Origin of the sequence: Cyclobacterium roseum (genome assembly GCF_010119225.1) — a bacterium.
GTDB lineage: Bacteria > Bacteroidota > Bacteroidia > Cytophagales > Cyclobacteriaceae > Cyclobacterium > Cyclobacterium roseum.
In genome coordinates this window covers 460,556-478,028 of the sequence record NZ_WNKF01000002.1, presented here as the reverse complement: position 1 = coordinate 478,028, position 17,473 = coordinate 460,556, and the positions used below count along the sequence as shown (strand labels likewise).

Sequence of the window (17,473 nt, the reverse complement as noted above, 5' to 3'; positions counted from 1 at the left end):
AAGTAAAACTTACTTTTTGTAGGTTCGTATAAGGACAAGTATAGTTTTACTTTACAGTTTAATATGGAGCAGATTTTAACGCGTATTGTTGTTCCTGTCAATCAGGATATTTACCTGAAAGACCCCCTAAGTTCGGATCTGGGGAAAAGGATTCTTCGGGAGAGTCCGGAGCTAATTGAAACGCTGGGTATGGAAGGCTTTAATTTCAAAAGATTGTCCGAAAAGGTAGGGAGTACCGAAGCGGCTATCTACCGATATTTTGAGAATAAGCACAAACTCTTACTTTACCTTACCAGTTGGTATTGGGGTTGGTTGGAGCATTACCTTGTTTTTGCCACCGCCAATTTACACGATCCGATGGATAAGATGAAAATGGCGATTCGTTTGTTGGTGGAGGGGCCGGTTTATCAGAATAACTTGTATCTTGACATCCAGAAGTTACGGGTCCTGGTTACGGAAGAGTCCTACAAAGCTTTTTTAACCAAGGAAATTGACACGGAAAACAGCAATGGGTTATTCACTCAATTTTATCGGTTTACGGAGAGAATAGCCAACATTATTAGCGAGATCAACCCAAATTATGCCTACCCCAAAACATTGGTTAGCACCCTGGTGGAATCAACCTTATTACATGCTTTTTTTCTGCGGCACATGCCTAAAATGACAGAAACCGGGCTTAAGGGGGATCAGAAAATGGGGTTTTATGTGGACATGGTATTTAAAACGTTAAAAGATGAATGAAAATCTGATTAATACCCCTCTAAGGAGGTTTATCAGCCTTCTCAGGGACGAGAAAAAGGAAATTTACGCCATTTATTTTTATGCGGTGTTAAATGGATTGGTCTCCCTCTCTCTGCCTCTGGGGATTCAGGCCATTTTAAATTTCATTCTGGGAGGGAGGCTTACTACCTCCTGGGTCTTGCTGGTTATTATAGTAGCGCTCGGGGTAATTTTTGGCGGCTATCTGCAGATCAGTCAGCTGTATTTAACGGAAAAACTTCAGCAGCGGGTCTTTGGTAAATCAGCGATGGAGTTTTCCTATAGGCTGCCCCGGATAAAAACGGAAGCGTTTAGAGGAAAATACGCCCCGGAATTGGTAAACCGTTTTTTTGATACGATTAATTTACAAAAGGGGCTCTCTAAAATACTAATAGATTTTAGTACGGCTTCGCTTCAGGTGTTTTTTGGGTTAATACTATTAGCCATCTACCATCCGTTCTTCATCCTGTTTTCCGTGATGCTGGTTTTGATTTTGTACTTGATTTTTAAGTATACCAGCCCAAAAGGAATGGCGACCAGTCTGAAAGAGTCATCCGCTAAATATGAAGTAGCTTTTTGGCTGGAGGAGATAGCCCGAACCTTGGGAACATTTAAACTTTCCGGTTTTTCACCCTTGCCATTCAAACGGGTGGACAAACTGGTGGGAAAGTACCTGGAGTTTAGGAACACGCATTTCTCCGTGTTGATTTTCCAATACAAAATCATGATCGCTTTCAAAACCTTGATCGTGGTTACCTTGCTGGTTGCGGGGAGTTTATTGTTGATAAACGACGAAATCAGTATCGGCCAGTTTGTAGCCGCGGAGATTATCATTGTTTTGATTATCAATTCCGTAGAGAAATTGATTTTAAGTCTGGAAACGGTATACGATACCCTCACCGCTACCGAAAAGATAGGATTGGTTATGGACATGGATCTGGAGCGGTCGGAAGGTATTGATAAGGGCTTGGATCTGACAAAAGCAGGACTGGCCTACGAGTTTAGAGAGTTGACTTATCATCCAAAGGACAAGAAATTCCCCAACATTCAGGACGTTAATTTGAAAATTGGTTCCGGTGAGAAAGTCGTGGTTACCGGCGAAAGTGGAGCCGGCAAAAGTACCTTTATTCAATTGATGGCAGGCTTGATTGAGGACTACCAGGGCAATATCATTGTCAATAAATTACCCATGGAAACCTTGGCACTGGAAAAGCTTCGGTCTATGATAGGGGATAGCCTTTCCCGGCAATCCATTTTTCATGGAACGATCCGGGAGAATATTACGGTGGGAAATGAAACCATTACCGAGTCCAAACTTCGAGAAGTCCTTCAACTGGTAGGTTTGAGTGATTACATTTACGGGCTTAAAGATGATTTGGAAACCCAATTGCTACCGGAAGGGAAGCATCTGAGCAATGCCAATATCAGTAAGATCATCCTTGCCCGGAGTTTATGCTTCGAGCCAAAACTTCTGTTGTTGGAGGAGGAGTTAAATTATCTAAACGGGTTGGAGTCCGATACCCTCCTGGACTACATCTTTTCAGGCCCATGGACTCTAGTGGCGGTTTCTACAGATGATACGATGCTCCGACGAGCAGACAGAATAGTAGTACTTGATGCGGGAAAAGTAGCATTTGACGGAAGCTTTGAAGCCTTTCAGCAATATAAAAAGAATAATATAAACTAACAGCCATGCTTAATATTTCAAAAAACTCGGTAAAAGGGTATATAAATCCCTTTCTGTTTGATAGTTATCGCATGACTATACCCAGTGATCAAAGTAGAAAGCGGGTTAGAATTCTCTTGTACATTTTGTTAGCGGTATTTGTGTTTTTATTCCTGCCCTGGACCCAAAATTTCCGGTCTCAGGGAATGGTAACAGCACTTAAGCCGGAACATCGACCGCAGACGGTGCATTCAGTCATCCCCGGACGAATAGAAAAATGGTACGTGCAAGAAGGAGATTTTGTGCAAAAAGGAGATACGATCATGTATTTATCTGAAATTAAAGATCAGTACATGGATCCCGCCCTATTGGAAAGAACCCGTATGCAGGTGAGTGCGAAAGAGCTTTCTGTCCAATCCTATGAAGAGAAGATCAAAGCTCAGGAACAGCAGTTGCGGGCGTTGGAAAAAAATAACGTTTTACGAAAAGAACAGGCGCAAAATAAACTGCAACAAGCCCGTTTAAGTGTGCAATCCGATAGCATCATGCTGGAGGCGGAAAAGGTAAACCTGACCGTGGCTGAGCGGCAGTACTTGCGAATGGAAAAACTCTACGAGGAAGGGCTGAAATCCCTGACCGACCTGGAGACCCGTAGGATCAAGCTGCAGGAATCGCAGGCGAAAAAGATCAGTGCGGAAAACAAACTGCTGAGCAGTAGGAATGAAGTGATTTCAGCCACCTTGGAGCTCAATGCCATCGATAATGATTTTAGCGACAAACTGGCCAAGGTGAATTCGGAAAAATTTACCGCTATGTCCAGTCAGTTTGATGCGGAGGCTACCGTCACCAAATTGCAAAACGAACTATCCAATTATACGGTACGATCGGGAATGTATTACGTGCTGGCACCACAATCGGGCTATGTGACCAAGGCGATTCAGGTTGGACTTGGGGAAACCATTAAGGAAGGCGCTGAAATCGTCAGTATCATGCCACAAAATTATTCTCTTGCGGTAGAAATGTACATTGATCCCATTGATTTACCGCTGGTAGATGTGGGCGATAAGATTCGTTTTATTTTTGATGGCTGGCCGGCCATTGTGTTCTCCGGCTGGCCGCAGTTATCCAACGGAACCTTTGGAGGCAGGGTATATGCCATCGATAACTTCACCAGTACCAATAACCGATACCGGCTGCTGATTGTCCCCGACCCGGATGAGGAACCATGGCCGGATGCATTGCGTATCGGCTCGGGGGCAGATGGCATCGCCCTCTTGAATGATGTCCCGATTTGGTATGAGATCTGGCGTCAGATGAATGGGTTCCCACCCGATTATTACACGCTTAAAGAAGTTAGAGAAATGAAAAATCAGACGAAATGAGATTTCTATCGCTATTTTTCAGTTGTGTCTTCGCTGCGGGCTGCGGTATAGGACATGCTCAGGAAGTACTCACCTATAATGACTTCATGGCATGGGTTCAGGATTATCACCCGGTAGCGAGACAAGCAGAACTTACGCTCGATTTGGGAGAACAAGAGTTAAGAATGGCCCGAGGAGGGTTTGACCCTTTTGTTTTTGGAAATCTGGACCAAAAGCAGTTTAAAAATACGGAGTATTATAACAAACAGGAGGCAGGTATCTCCGTTCCAACCCTGGCAGGTGTAGAACTGCTAGGGTTGGTGGAACGAAACACGGGTACCTACCTGAGTTCGGAAAACCAAGTTCCCGATAATGGTTTGTTCGCTGTGGGAGCAGCGGTTAACCTTGGTAAGGGCTTGTTGATTGATCAGCGGAGAGCCAGCTTACAGCAAGCGAAAATTTATGCACAGGCCACCGAAGCGGAACGCATTCAGGTTTTGAATGACCTGTACCTCCAGGCCGTGGAAGCCTATTGGAAATGGGCCGGTGCCCATGCCAACCTCATGGTAAGAGAGGAAGGGCTGCGACTGGCCTCGATTCGGTTTGAGGGAATCAAATCCAGTTTTGAGCAGGGAGACCTGCCTGCCATTGATACGGTGGAAGCCTACACTCAGGTACTAAGCCGGGAAATACAGCTTCAAAAAGCCCAAAACACCTATTTTAACCGCACTCAGGACTTGAATGTTTATTTATGGGATATGGACCAAAACCCCTTGGTGATCGATCCGGAAATTGTCCCTCAGCAATTGGAAGGGTATGTTCCGGGACTGATCGATGCACAGGCATTCCGGGAGTTAATTGCCCGGCACCCTGAGCTGCAGTTGTTGGATTACGATCTGGATCACCTTGAGATCGAGCGCAGGTATAAGGCGGAGCAGCTTAAGCCGGTCGTGAAACTGAAGTACAATTTTCTTACGGAAAATTTTGGAGGACTTGAAGGCATTGGGTTTATGGAGAATAACTATAAATTCGGTATACAAGTATCCAGTCCCTTGTTTTTACGAAAAGAGAGAGGCGGGCTGGGCCTTACCAAAACCAAGATTGCCATGGTGTCAAACAAAAGAGAATTGAAATCGCAGCAACTTCGGGCAAAACTGGAACAAGGGATAACGGATTATCAGGTATTAAATCAGCAAATTGCCACCTTCCGAAACAATATCAGTGGATTGGAGCGCCTGGTGGAGGGGGAGCGAGTCAAATTTGAATTGGGCGAAAGCTCCTTATTTTTGATCAATGCCCGGGAAACAAGCCTGTTTGATGCGTTACTGGTCAATAATTCCCTTTTTGTGGACAAAAACATTGCCTTTTCCAAGGTCCGGACTTCGGCTGGCCTGGGATTTGAAGGCTTATAGCCATGAAGCATTTGTTTTTTTTCAGGTGGCTAACCTTTCCTTTCCGGTATGCTTTTTCAAAAATCAAAAAGAAGATTGGAAAGCTGGATCGGTTACGACTTGAAGTTTTTCTCGTTATTGGAAATGGATCGCAGGTTTTTCTGAAGGGCAGGGTGATGGAAGCTTACCGTCAAAGTCGTCCTTCGGAAAAGAAGAGTGCCCTGCAGAATATATTAGCCACCATCCGCAGGTATGCGGGAAGCAGTGTGCCGGATGCAAACGTAAAAGTTCAATGGGGGAGTTATGGAGTGCAATTGACGGCGGATTCGGAGGGGATATTCGAGTCCTTTCTGCATCTGTCTGATTTAGACGAACCCCATCCTAAGTCCATTCGCTTGTCATTGGTACCCGAAGAAGGGCTTGTTCCTGAAAAACCCTGGGTCGATAGGAAAATACAGCAGATCGTGGAGCCTTCTCCACGAGCCTTAATTTCTGATATTGACGACACCGTGATCATATCCAAGGCGACCAATCTGGGGGAAAAGCTGTGGCTTTCGGTATCGAAAAACGCCTACACCCGAAGACCGTTTCCCGGTGTAAGCGAATTCTACCAGTTACTTACCCGTGATGGGGAATTCCCGGTATTTTATGTTTCCAGCAGCGATTGGAACCTTTTTGATCTCATTAGGGACTTTTTAAGGTTCCGAAATATCCCCCTTGGCCCTATTTTACTTAAAGATAGGCACGTGAACCTACGAAATATATGGAAGTCCGGAGGAGGAAACCACGACCATAAGTTGGAGAAGATTCGTTTTCTTATGGAGTTTTTTCCGGAGCAGCAATTCCTGTTGATTGGAGACAGTGGACAGCATGACCCGGAGCTGTATGCAGAGGTTATCCGGGAATTTCCCGGAAGAGTTGAGGCAGTCTTTATCCGAAGGGTAAGAAAAGAAGATCCAGCCAGAGAAGAAAAACTAAACCGCTTACTACCTCCCCATAAGGTGGCCTGGGTTAAAACCACCCGGGAAGCCTTGTACCACGCCAAAACCTATTTGACCCTGTCTTGAAGTTAGTTTGAATTTTTGGTTGCAGGGCCTAAAAAAACCATTTCCGGATGTTCGCCGGAAGGAGACGGCGCATCATTCTCAACGCTATCCTTGGAGTGAAAGATCTTAAATATATGTAAATATATTTATTTAAAGCGTAAATTGGAGTTGGATGCAAGGAGGAATTTTGGGATCGCTTCCATAACTATCTGGGAGCTAAGTATTTGAGATGCTACTTCCGGTGGAAGGTGGGACCAGGATTTTTTTTAAAAAATATAATTAATGAATCAAACTCATTACAGTAACCTTTTACTCGACCAAACAACCGACCTCGTTTGGGCGGTGGATAAAAACCTTGATTTGGTCTACGCCAATCAGGCTTACCTCAGCCTGATGAAAGAAGTAACAGGAGAGGAAAAAGAGCTAGATGCTCCGATTTTAGTGGAAGGGTTTGGGGAGAACCATATTGATAAATGGAAAGCCTATTATCAGCGGGCGTTATCTGGAGAACGTTTCGAAATAGAGGAACATTTCTATCATCCGGAAACCAAAGAGACCCAGTATGGCTACATTACCTTCTCACCCATCCGGGATGAGGGCGGTGAAACTCTGACCGTGGCCTGCCGCAATACGGATATCACTCCGGTTATCCGGCAAAAAGATCATGCAAGCCGATTAATGGATGCTTCGTTGGATGTTTTCTGTACCATCGATGAAGCGGGAAAATTTGTGTATGTAAGTGCGGCTTCTGCTGAGCATTGGGGCTACAGTCCGGAAGAGCTGATGGGCAAGCCCTACAGGGATCTGATTATAGAGGAGGATCGCGAAATAACAGATGGGGTGGCTGCTGAAATTATGTCGGGTAAAGATTTCAAATCCTTTCTTAATCGATTTCGGAAGAAAGATGGGGACATCGCCTATAATTTGTGGTCCGCCCGCTGGGATCATGAAGCCAACCTGATGTATTGTGTGGCCAGGGATGCCAAGGAAAAAATCGAAGAAGAACAGCGGTTGAAATTGTTCGAAAAAGTGATAAACAGCACTTCGGATGCGATTTTGATTACTGAAGCGGAGCCCCTGGACGAGCCCGGACCGGTGATTGTATATGCAAACAAAGCTTTCACCAAAATGACCGGATACACCTCGGAAGAGGTGATCGGAAAAAATCCAAGACTCCTACAGGGGCCGGATTCAGATAGAGAAGAATTAAAGAAATTAGGGGAGAAACTCAGACGCTGGGAATCCTCAGAAATCACCGTTTTAAATTACACAAAATCCGGAGAGCCCTTTTGGGTAAATTTTGCTGTAAGCCCGGTAGCGAATGAAAAAGGATGGTTTACGCATTGGATTTCTGTCCAGCGGGATGTGACCGAACAGAAAAAACAAGAAGCAGAAAAGGACTTGCTCAGTCAAATCAGCCTGATTTTCAACGATGAAGAGGAATTGATTCCGGCCGCCAATCGGTTATGCGAAAATTTATATGAGTACGGTAAATTTGATTTGATTGAACTCTGGTGCCCTAATATGGAGCGAACTCAAATACAGCTAGTTGGTCACAGCGTTCAGAATAACGAGTTCTATGCACTTGAGCCATCGGAGTCTTCATTTCAAAAAAATGAAGGTTTACCGGGAAAAGTTTGGGAAAAAGACCAGCAGCTTCTTTGGGATAATAAACAGATCAATAAATACTTTATCAGGAAAAAAGGAGCTTCACACCTGGGGCTACAGGCCATAATTGGGGTACCCTTGACCTTTAACGAGGAAATGGTTGGCGTACTTCTGATTGGAACCAAGCGGAACCCGGAATATTTGGAGCATCATAGTTCGGTTTTAAGCCGACTGGAAACATTTATAGGATCCGAAATTAACCGGAAGCGATTGGAGAACGATCTCAAGCATTTGTACCAGGCCATTCCTGATATTCTCTGTATTGCAGATTTCAACGGTCGGTTCCTGAAGATGAACCCAGCCGGTTGCGAATTGCTGGGTTATAAAGAAGAGGAAATCCTATTTCATACCTTTGACGAGTTTATCCATACTGAAGACAAGGATGTAGCTACCAGAGAACTAAATAAACTTGAAAATGGAGCAAGTATCTTTCAATTTGAAAACCGATACATTACCAAATCGGGTAAAATCATTTGGCTAAGTTGGAGTTGTAATTCATCGGTTCAAGAAGGCTTGATTTATGCCTCCGCAAAAAATATTACCCGGGAAGTTCAATTAAGGGAGCTTAACGCCCAAGCCGGTTCCATGGCAAAAATCGGCGCCTGGGAAGTGAACCTGGAAAAAAATACTGCTTTCTGGTCCAGAATAGTACATCAACTGCACGAAACCGATCCCGATACATTTTTTCCCGACCTGGAGATGAGTTTAAAGTTTTATCGTGAAGATTTCAGGCCTTTGATTAATGACAGCATCGAAAAAAGTATATCAACCGGTGCCGGTTTTGATTTTGAAGCAGTGATCATAACAAAAAACCTTAACGAAAGGTGGGTACGGGCAATTGGCAATGTTGAGATTGTAAATGGCGTTGCGAAAAGGTTATATGGCAGCTTTCAGGATATTACTGACAGGAAAGAGTCTGAGATAAGACTAAAGGCATTTGCCAACAATCTACCCGGGGTAGCCTTTCAATATTATATCTATCCTGACGGAACCGATGATTTGAAGTATGTAACCGATGGCGCGCAGGCAGTTTGGGGCTTTGATGCCGATAGCGTGATGAAAGAAAACAGCCTGGTTTGGAAGCAAATCGAGCTGGGTGGCGAAATGGAAGTGGTGAATAATAGCATCCAAAAGTCATTAGAAACCCAATCGGAATGGAAGGCTCAGTGGCGCTACATCACGCCTGGCAATGAGCTACGCATACATCTGGGGTATGGTTCACCAAGCTACCTACCAGATGATACGGTGGTATTCAACTCACTCATTTTTGATATAACTGAAGAATACCGTAGCGAGGAACTGCTTACCGAGGCGTCCGAAATGGCAAAAATCGGTAGTTGGGAACTGAATCTGATGGATCAGGAAAATGACAGCATGTATTGGTCACCCATGACACGGGAGATTTTGGAAGTGGATGATAGCTACAATCCGTCCTTAACCGGTGGCTTTGAATTTTATGCCGGGGAGAATAAAGAAAAAATTCTAACGGCAGTTGATTTGTTAATCAAAGAAGGGCAGGAGTTTGATCTGGAATTAATGATTCAAACCATAAAGGGTAACAATAAGTGGATTCGTTGTATAGGCAAAGCAGAATATGTTGAAGAGAGATGCGCCAGAATTTTCGGCTGTTTTCAGGACATCCAGGATCAAAAAAATGCAGAAATACAACTCAAGACATTAACGGATAATCTTCCGGGAGTGCTTTTCCAATACCTTATTTTTCCTGATGGCACCGATGCGTTACGCTCTGTAAGCAAAGGCTCCTATCAACTCTGGGGCTACAGCCCGGAAGAAGTAGAGCAGGATATCAACCTGGTTTGGGATCAAACCAAAGTCGGTGGAGATTATGAAAAAGTAAAAGAGGAAATTGCGAAAGCGGTACAAACAAAATCAAAATGGTTATCTCAATATAAGAGTGTGCTACCGAGCGGTGAAGTGCTAATGCATTTGGGTAGTGGTACACCCAGTTTTCTGGGAGATGGTACCGTACTCTTCAATTCTTTTGTTATGGATATTACCAGGGAATCCAAAAATGAGGAGTTGCTTTCTGAAGCGATTCAGATGGCCCGCATTGGTAGCTGGGAGGTAAACTTTCATAACCATAAAATTTTATGGTCTGAAATTACACATCAACTGCACGAGACCGACCCGGCTTCTTTTATCCCTGACTTGGAAACGAGTATCAACTTCTACCGGGAGGATTTTCGAGAAAAGGTACAGTCACGTGTTAAGGCCTGTGTAGAAAATGGTACACCCTTTGACTTTGAGGCTATTATCGTTACCGCTAAAAATAATGAAAGGTGGGTTCGTGCCATCGGACAAGCTGAAATGATCAATGGAGAGTGTAAGCGCATTCATGGCAGTTTTCAGGACATTCATGTGGCTAAATCCGATGAGCTTAGGGTAAAGGAAATACTCGAAAGTATCTCAGATGCCTTTTATGCGGTAGATGCCGATTGGAATTTTACCTACTTCAACCGGGAGGCCGAAAACCTTTTGAAGAAAACTTCAGAAGAGGTGCTGGGCAGGAATATTTGGGAAATCTTTTCTCCTGCAAAAGGCACCATCCTAGAAAATGTTTACAGAAGAGTGGCTAAAAGTGGTCACTCCGAGAACTTTGAATATCACTATCCAGGTGATGGTTGCTGGTACGAACTTGCAGTATATGCTTCAAGTGGTGGGGTGGCTTCTTATTTTAAGAATATTGATGAACGCAAAAAAGCTGCTCAGGAGCTTGAAAGAGCCTATCAGGAAAGAAATAATATTTTAGAAAGTATTTCTGACAATTTTTATGCCCTGAACGGCAAGTTCGAATTCACTTTCATGAATTCCAGTTGTGCAGAATTGTTACAAGTGGAAGCATCTGAAATCATCAATGAAAATCTATTTGACCGATTCCCCTATTTAAAAAATACCCTATTCGAAACACAGCTCCATGAAACCCGGAAAACTGGAAAGCCCGTTAAGTTTGAGTTTTTCTATGAAACATACCAGCGCTGGTTCAGTGAAAGTATCTATCCAAATAACGATGGGTTTTCGGTGTACTTCTACGATATTACAAAAATTAAAGAAGCTGAAAAACAAATCCTGGAAAAAACGAACAGCTTGCCAGATCTTATGAGGAAAAGAACATTATTCTCGAAAGTATCGGGGATGCTTTTTTTGCCGTTGACGTGGAGTGGACGGTAACCTACTGGAACAAGCAGTCCGAAATCATATTGGGCAGAAATAAGGAGAATGTACTTGGTAAAAATTTATGGGAACTTTACCCAGATGCTGTAGATTCCGATTTTTACGTGCAATACCACCGGGCTATGGAAACCGGAGAAACGGTTAATTTTGAGGAATACTATCCGACCCTGGACATTTGGGTAGAAGTAACGGTTTATCCATCAGAAATTGGCTTATCCGTCTACTTCAAGGACATTACGCTCAGGAAGGCAGCGGATATCCGCTTATTGGAAGCCAATGAACGCTTCGAAATCATCACCCGGGCGACCAATGATGCCATTTGGGATTACAACATCGTGGAAAACACGCTTTTTTGGGGCGATGGATTTAAAACCTTGTTTGGATATGACGTTGATAGAATATCGCCTACCTTGGAATCCTGGACCAGTCATATTCATCCGGACGATCGTGAGCAGGTGGAAAAAAGCGTAGTTGAAGCAATCGAAGATATGGATGTCACTATCTGGCAGGAAGAATACCGATATAGAAAGGCAGACGGTACATTTGCTTTTGTATATGACAAGGGAATGATTTTGCGCAATCAAACCGGAAAGGCGGTTCGGATGATGGGTGCCATGTCTGATTTTACCCAGCTGAAGAAACAGGAATTAGAGCTTCTGGAAATCAATGAATCACTTAAAACGTATGCAAAAGAACTGGAGCGTTCCAATGAAGAGCTGGAGCAATTTGCCTTTGTTACCTCCCACGATTTGCAGGAACCCCTGCGGATGATTTCCAGCTTTATGGATCAGTTGAAACGGAAATATTCAGATCAATTAGACGATAGAGCACAGCAATACATTCATTTTGCGATTGACGGTGCCAAACGAATGAAGCAGATTATATTGGATTTATTGCTGTATTCCAGAGCGAATCGGCCGGAGGAGCAGGCAGAGCTAATAAACCTGAATGAGATCGTATCTGAATACACCCAGCTAAGAAGAAAACTGATCGCCGAAAAAAAAGCGGTTATTTCATATGAAGGGCTTCCTGTTTTACAAACCTATAGAGCTCCCATGACACATATTATTCACTGTTTGCTCGACAATGCGCTGAAATACTCCAAAGATCAGGTGCCTCCACAAATTGAAATTCATGCTACTAAAAAAAGAAGCCTGTGGGAGTTTGCTATAAAAGACAATGGGATCGGAATAGATCAACGGTTTTATAACAAAGTGTTTGTCATTTTTCAACGGCTGCACAACAGAGATCAGTACGATGGCACCGGTATAGGCTTATCCATCGCCAGGCGAAGTGTAGAGTTTTTGGGAGGTACTATTTGGCTGGAATCAAAAGTGGGTGAAGGTTCTACTTTTTATTTTACCTTACCGAAAAAGTGATGAGGAAACTTTGGAACACGTACAAGAAAACGATAAATGACAATTGCAACCCTAGCTCTCTGGAGACTATTGCGAGTGTAAGCTATTGGAGAAATTCGCTGTTTTCAACCACAATGGTGTTTTTACTGCCACTTTGTTTCATTGCGTTACTTCCGTCACTGTTTTTGATTACCTATGAAAATAAAGCCTTCATTACACTATTGCATTTTACGACTATCGGCTTCATGTGCGTTATCGCATTTGCGCCCGGGGTGAAAATCACCACGAGAAAGCTGATTTTTTCCTTCACAGTATTTGTTTTTGCCACCGTTCTAAATTTTTTCGCTTCTCCTTCTTCTGGTTCTGTTTTAGTTTATTTTTTGGCAGCTTGTATCTACTCCATTATTATTTTCGACAACAAATATGCGTTTTGGTGGAGTCATTTGGTGCTATTTATATCGGTTTTGTTTGGATTTGCTATACACTTCAAGTTAACAGACTTTAGCTACAATGTTGATATGAGCTCTGTTAGTGAATGGGCCGCCGTCAGTGCTAATCTTATCTTTCTTTGTTACCTGTCGTCAGCGCTAATCCCCAAAATATTTAGTGGGATTGAAAACCATATACAAGAACAAATCAGGTTAAAAAGTGAACTTGAGAAAAGTAAAATGGCATTGCAAACCAAAAATGAAGAGCTTGAGCAGTATGCATATATTGCTTCTCACGACTTGCAGGAGCCGCTGCGGATGGTTTCCAGCTTTATGGACAAATTGAAACGGAAATATGAGGGTCAATTGGATGATAAAGCATTGCAATATATTCATTACGCCAGGGATGGAGCACAAAGGATGAAGCAAATTATTTTGGACTTATTGCTGTATTCCAGCTCCAACAGCCCTACTGAACAGCTTGAGGAAGTGAACCTGAATGAATTAGTAGCTGAATACACCCTGTTAAGAAAAAAACTTATTACTGAAACAAAAGCGGTTATCTCATTTGATGGGCTACCTGCGCTACAAACCTACCGGGCACCAATAGCCCAGGTTTTCCACAGTTTGCTAGACAATGCGTTGAAGTACGTGAAGAAAAACGTAGCCCCTCGCATTGAAATCCATACTAAGGAAAAAGAGACATTGTGGCAGTTTGCGGTAAAAGACAATGGTATTGGGATTGAGGAGAAGTTTTTCGATAAGATATTTGTCATTTTCCAACGGCTGCACAATAGGGATCAGTACGATGGCACCGGTATTGGCTTATCCATTGCCAAGCGGAGTGTGGAGTTGCTGGGAGGAGAGATTTGGCTGGAATCCACCGCGGGTGAAGGCACTACTTTTTATTTTACGATATCTAAGAATTTTCCTAACATATGAAAGCGAAGCCTAGCTATTTTGCAAATCGTTATTCCTTTTTTTTCATCATTTTGATAGTCTTCATCACCTTAGCCCTGAGCGGACTTTATTACTTATCTAACTATTCCTATCAGTCAGAACTGAATCAAAAAATTGAGTCTGCTGAATATAAATTAAATCAACTGAATGCAATATATATTAACCTCCTAAAAGCAGTCCGAGACAATAGAGGATATAGAATCCACCAAAAACCTCAATTGGAAGAGGAATATGAGAGATACGGGGATCGTACTGTTCAATTACTTCATGAATATGATCTTGTGGATGGTCATAATGAAGATAGTATAATTTTCTCCGAATTTGCCCAACTGGTTCATCTTCGAATTCAGAATCTGGATTCGCTTCTATTAAAAAGTGAAATAGAATCCAAGGTGGTTCAGCAGTATGCAGCATATACAGATTTCCTGGTAAATCAGATAGAGACTACCTATCAGGACCTTTTCAATTATTGGAGCACCGTATCTCTGGATGCATCTGCTAAATTTAAGGCGAACAAAGACAAAAACGACCTGATTTTTGTGCTATGGCTAGGGTTAACCACTCTGTTGTCATTATTTCTGATTGGTATTTACAGAATTTCAATCCGATACAGGATTTCAGAGGCGCAAGCCCAAAGCCTACTTTCCATTATCAAACAAAACGAATTGGAGTTTGCTTCCGCATTCGATTATGCAAGCATAGGAATGGCCCTGGTAAGTACAGAGGGAAAATGCCTTAAAGTCAATAAAAGTTTATGTGATTTGTTAGGATATGAGGAAGGCGAACTATTATCCAAAACGTTCCAAGACATCACACACCCTGATGATCTTGAAAAAGATCTTATGTATGTACAACAAATGTTGCGTGGTGAGATTGAAACCTACCAAATGGAAAAAAGGTACTTCACAAAAAGTGGCGAACTCGTTTGGGTCTTATTATCTGTTTCGCTGGTATGGGAAAATAGAGAACCCAAGCATTTCATCTCTCAGATTCAAGATATCACTAAAAACAAACATTTTCAGGATCTTATTCAGATAGAAAAAGATCGCCTTCAGCAGATTATAAAAGGGACAGATGCAGGTACATGGGAATGGAACGTGCAAACGGGTGAAGTCCTTTTTAACGAAAAGTGGGCGAATCTAATTGGATATACCCTCAAAGAATTAGAGCCTATTACTATTGAAACTTGGATGAAGTTTACCCATCCAGAAGATTTAGAGGAATCTAACAGAAGGTTACAAGAATGTTTTGAACAAAAACAATCCCAATACGAATGCGCATGCAGAATGAAACATAAAGATGGACATTGGGTTTGGATCATGGATCGTGGTAAAGTTTTTAATTGGACGGAAGATGGTTTGCCGGAATTGATGTTTGGTTCCCATATCGACATCAGCGGCATGAAAGAACTAGAAGAAAAATTAAGTCTAGAGCGGCAAAAGTTTTATTCTATTTTCAACTCAACCTTTCAGTTTATAGGGTTTTTGGATTTGGACGGCACCCTATTAGAAGCGAATCAAACTGCACTGGAGTTTGCAGGGCTTGTGCCGGAAGATGTCATTGGAAAGAAGTTTTGGGACTGTTATTGGTGGCAAATCAGCACAGATTCGCAACATCATCTGAAGCAGGCCATTGAAACTTCTGTTATGGGGCAGGAAGTAAAATACGAAGTGGCGGTATGGGATAAAGATAAAAATCCGGTGACCATTTTGTTTAACCTAAAACCTCTGAAGGATCAGCAGGGACACGTAGTTGCCGTGATTCCTGAAGGTACTCCTATTCAGGATATAGTCGATGCCAGAACTGCCCTAGTAAAGACTAATCAGGAGCTCGAAGATTTTGCCTATGTCGCATCTCACGATTTAAAGGCGCCTATTCGTAATATTAAATCTTTGCTGGAGATTATCCGGAAAAAAGGTGATCAATTAGATAAGGAAAAAATACAAAAGTATTTTGAGGTGATTGTCTCAGCCTCTAATCATATGAATATGATGATTGATAACCTCCTTGAATATTCAAGAACAGGAACGTCGAATGAAAAATTAGAGGTGGTGAATCTTCGTGTTTTTTTTAATGAGGCGATAGGCATTTTTCAGAATGATTTAAAGGATATTTCACATACCATAAATTTTAATCTTTCAGTAGAGGAAATAGCTGTGTACCCGATTTTATTTAAACGTCTGATTAATAATATATTAGGTAATACCATAAAATACAGAGGCGATGGAAAGCTTATGGTAAGTATTGAAAATAAAGTAGTTGCAAATGAGGTTCAATTTGAAGTTTCAGATAATGGAATAGGAATCCCCGAAGATCAATTTGAAAATATATTCAAGATGTTTAAATCTCTAAAACCGGATAAGAATAGCAATGGTATAGGTTTGCCTGTTTGCAAAAAGATAGTAGAGCTGCATGGTGGCAGGATGTGGGTAGCCTCAACTCCTGGCCTGGGTTCCACTTTTTATTTTACGATATCAAATAAATAAGTAATTATATAAAAATGACGACAAAGAATTTAAAATTGGCACATATCCTTCTGGTAGAAGATAATGAAGGAGATATTCTACTCACCCTTGACGCATTTGAGGAGAGTAGGTTGAATACAAAAGTAAGCGTAGCCAGAAATGGACAGGAAGCGTTGGATTTTTTAAAGAAGAGGGCTAACTTCTCGGATGTCCAAAGACCTGATTTGGTCTTATTGGATATCAATATTCCTATTTTCAACGGGTTTGAAGTATTAGAGGTGATTAAGAAGGATGAAAGCCTAAAGAAAATTCCGGTGATTATGCTGACTACCTCCTCCAATCAGAAAGACATCGAAAGGGCGTACAAAAACCACTGTAACAGTTATGTGCAAAAGCCCTTGGAAATGGATGATTTTATGAATGCTATTCTGAAAATCGAAGAGTTTTGGTTACAGCTAACGGTATTGGCCCAATAATAAAATTGGCAAAATAATATGAAGAATAGTAAACTGTCTGTTTTGGTCATAGAAGACAATGAGGGAGACTTTGTGCTGATTGAGGATTATCTGATTGAAGCATTTAATACGGTTCAAATTATCAGATTTGAGACATTTAGTGATTTTATTCAAATCGTTGGAGAAAAGACTACGCTCAACTATGATCTCTTATTACTTGATTTGAACCTGCCGGACTTGTCGGGAATGAAATTAATTGGAGGAGTACTTTCTTCAACGATTCAAATGCCGATAATAATCATGACAGGTTATTCAGACCTTTCCCTGGCAAAGGAGAGTCTCAAACTAGGAGTGGATGATTTTCTGATCAAGGATGAAGTAACGGCAGGTATTCTTCATAAAAGTATTGAATTTGCATTCAGCAGAAGGCAATATGTTAAACAAATTCAATTACAAAATGAAAAATTAAAAAATATTGCCTGGATTCAATCGCATGTAGTACGAGCTCCTTTATCCAGAATTTTAGGGATTATCCATTTAATTGAAACCCAAAAAGAGAACCTTGATGATTTAATGTTTTGGCTTAGTCAACTAAAGGTTTCATGTGATGAAATGGATGCTACCGTAAGAAAAATCACTGAAGAAGTACAAGATTCCCGACCGAATAAAAATAATTCCGGGTAATACAACCGACATCATTGACACAAAACCCAGAGGAGTAAGC

The 17,473-nt window shown here is 42.0% G+C and carries 11 protein-coding genes; all 11 read left to right on the top strand.

Annotation, left to right across the window (positions count from 1 at the left end):
• Positions 1-63 precede the first annotated feature (63 nt).
• Positions 64-741 carry a TetR/AcrR family transcriptional regulator gene (locus GJQ68_RS04540; protein ID WP_162416104.1) on the top strand — a complete coding sequence of 226 codons (678 nt, stop codon included), beginning with the start codon at positions 64-66 and terminating at the stop codon, positions 739-741.
• Positions 734-2,446 (top strand): peptidase domain-containing ABC transporter, encoded by a 1,713-nt coding sequence (locus GJQ68_RS04535; RefSeq protein WP_162416103.1) that lies wholly within the window; start codon positions 734-736, stop codon positions 2,444-2,446. The genes GJQ68_RS04540 and GJQ68_RS04535 overlap by 8 nt, the downstream gene beginning before the upstream one ends.
• Positions 2,447-2,451: 5 nt before the next feature.
• Entirely contained in the window at positions 2,452-3,807 is a 1,356-nt protein-coding gene (locus GJQ68_RS04530) for an HlyD family secretion protein (RefSeq protein ID WP_162416102.1), read from the top strand.
• Positions 3,804-5,198 carry a TolC family protein gene (locus GJQ68_RS04525; protein ID WP_162416101.1) on the top strand — a complete coding sequence of 465 codons (1,395 nt, stop codon included), beginning with the start codon at positions 3,804-3,806 and terminating at the stop codon, positions 5,196-5,198. The genes GJQ68_RS04530 and GJQ68_RS04525 overlap by 4 nt, the downstream gene beginning before the upstream one ends.
• A gap of 2 nt (positions 5,199-5,200) precedes the next feature.
• Positions 5,201-6,244 carry an App1 family protein gene (locus GJQ68_RS04520; RefSeq protein WP_162416100.1) on the top strand — a complete coding sequence of 348 codons (1,044 nt, stop codon included), beginning with the start codon at positions 5,201-5,203 and terminating at the stop codon, positions 6,242-6,244.
• A 261-nt stretch (positions 6,245-6,505) separates the two neighbouring features.
• Positions 6,506-11,080, top strand: coding sequence for a PAS domain S-box protein (locus tag GJQ68_RS04515; protein WP_162416099.1), 4,575 nt, complete (start codon positions 6,506-6,508; stop codon positions 11,078-11,080).
• The gene (locus tag GJQ68_RS04510) at positions 11,065-12,462 is read left to right on the top strand and encodes a sensor histidine kinase (protein WP_162416098.1); all 1,398 of its coding nucleotides are present in this window, start codon (positions 11,065-11,067) and stop codon (positions 12,460-12,462) included. The genes GJQ68_RS04515 and GJQ68_RS04510 overlap by 16 nt, the downstream gene beginning before the upstream one ends.
• On the top strand, positions 12,462-13,811 hold the full coding sequence (locus GJQ68_RS04505; protein ID WP_394351270.1) for a sensor histidine kinase: 1,350 nt from the start codon (positions 12,462-12,464) through the stop codon (positions 13,809-13,811). The genes GJQ68_RS04510 and GJQ68_RS04505 overlap by 1 nt, the downstream gene beginning before the upstream one ends.
• Positions 13,808-16,315: a PAS domain S-box protein gene (locus tag GJQ68_RS04500; RefSeq protein WP_162416096.1), complete on the top strand. Its 2,508-nt coding sequence runs from the start codon at positions 13,808-13,810 to the stop codon at positions 16,313-16,315. The genes GJQ68_RS04505 and GJQ68_RS04500 overlap by 4 nt, the downstream gene beginning before the upstream one ends.
• Before the next feature lie 14 nt (positions 16,316-16,329).
• Entirely contained in the window at positions 16,330-16,770 is a 441-nt protein-coding gene (locus GJQ68_RS04495) for a response regulator (RefSeq protein ID WP_162416095.1), read from the top strand.
• A gap of 18 nt (positions 16,771-16,788) precedes the next feature.
• On the top strand, positions 16,789-17,433 hold the full coding sequence (locus GJQ68_RS04490) for a response regulator (protein ID WP_162416094.1): 645 nt from the start codon (positions 16,789-16,791) through the stop codon (positions 17,431-17,433).
• The last annotated feature ends 40 nt before the right edge of the window (positions 17,434-17,473 follow it).

Bases quoted from the DNA above. Each gene is read 5' to 3' on its own strand.
- GJQ68_RS04540 (WP_162416104.1), top strand. From the start codon at position 64: ATGGAGCAGATTTTAACGCGTATTGTTGTTCCTGTCAATCAGGATATT.
- GJQ68_RS04535 (WP_162416103.1), top strand. From the start codon at position 734: ATGAATGAAAATCTGATTAATACCCCTCTAAGGAGGTTTATCAGCCTT.
- GJQ68_RS04530 (WP_162416102.1), top strand. From the start codon at position 2,452: ATGCTTAATATTTCAAAAAACTCGGTAAAAGGGTATATAAATCCCTTT.
- GJQ68_RS04525 (WP_162416101.1), top strand. From the start codon at position 3,804: ATGAGATTTCTATCGCTATTTTTCAGTTGTGTCTTCGCTGCGGGCTGC.
- GJQ68_RS04520 (WP_162416100.1), top strand. From the start codon at position 5,201: ATGAAGCATTTGTTTTTTTTCAGGTGGCTAACCTTTCCTTTCCGGTAT.
- GJQ68_RS04515 (WP_162416099.1), top strand. From the start codon at position 6,506: ATGAATCAAACTCATTACAGTAACCTTTTACTCGACCAAACAACCGAC.
- GJQ68_RS04505 (WP_394351270.1), top strand. From the start codon at position 12,462: ATGAGGAAACTTTGGAACACGTACAAGAAAACGATAAATGACAATTGC.
- GJQ68_RS04500 (WP_162416096.1), top strand. From the start codon at position 13,808: ATGAAAGCGAAGCCTAGCTATTTTGCAAATCGTTATTCCTTTTTTTTC.
- GJQ68_RS04495 (WP_162416095.1), top strand. From the start codon at position 16,330: ATGACGACAAAGAATTTAAAATTGGCACATATCCTTCTGGTAGAAGAT.
- GJQ68_RS04490 (WP_162416094.1), top strand. From the start codon at position 16,789: ATGAAGAATAGTAAACTGTCTGTTTTGGTCATAGAAGACAATGAGGGA.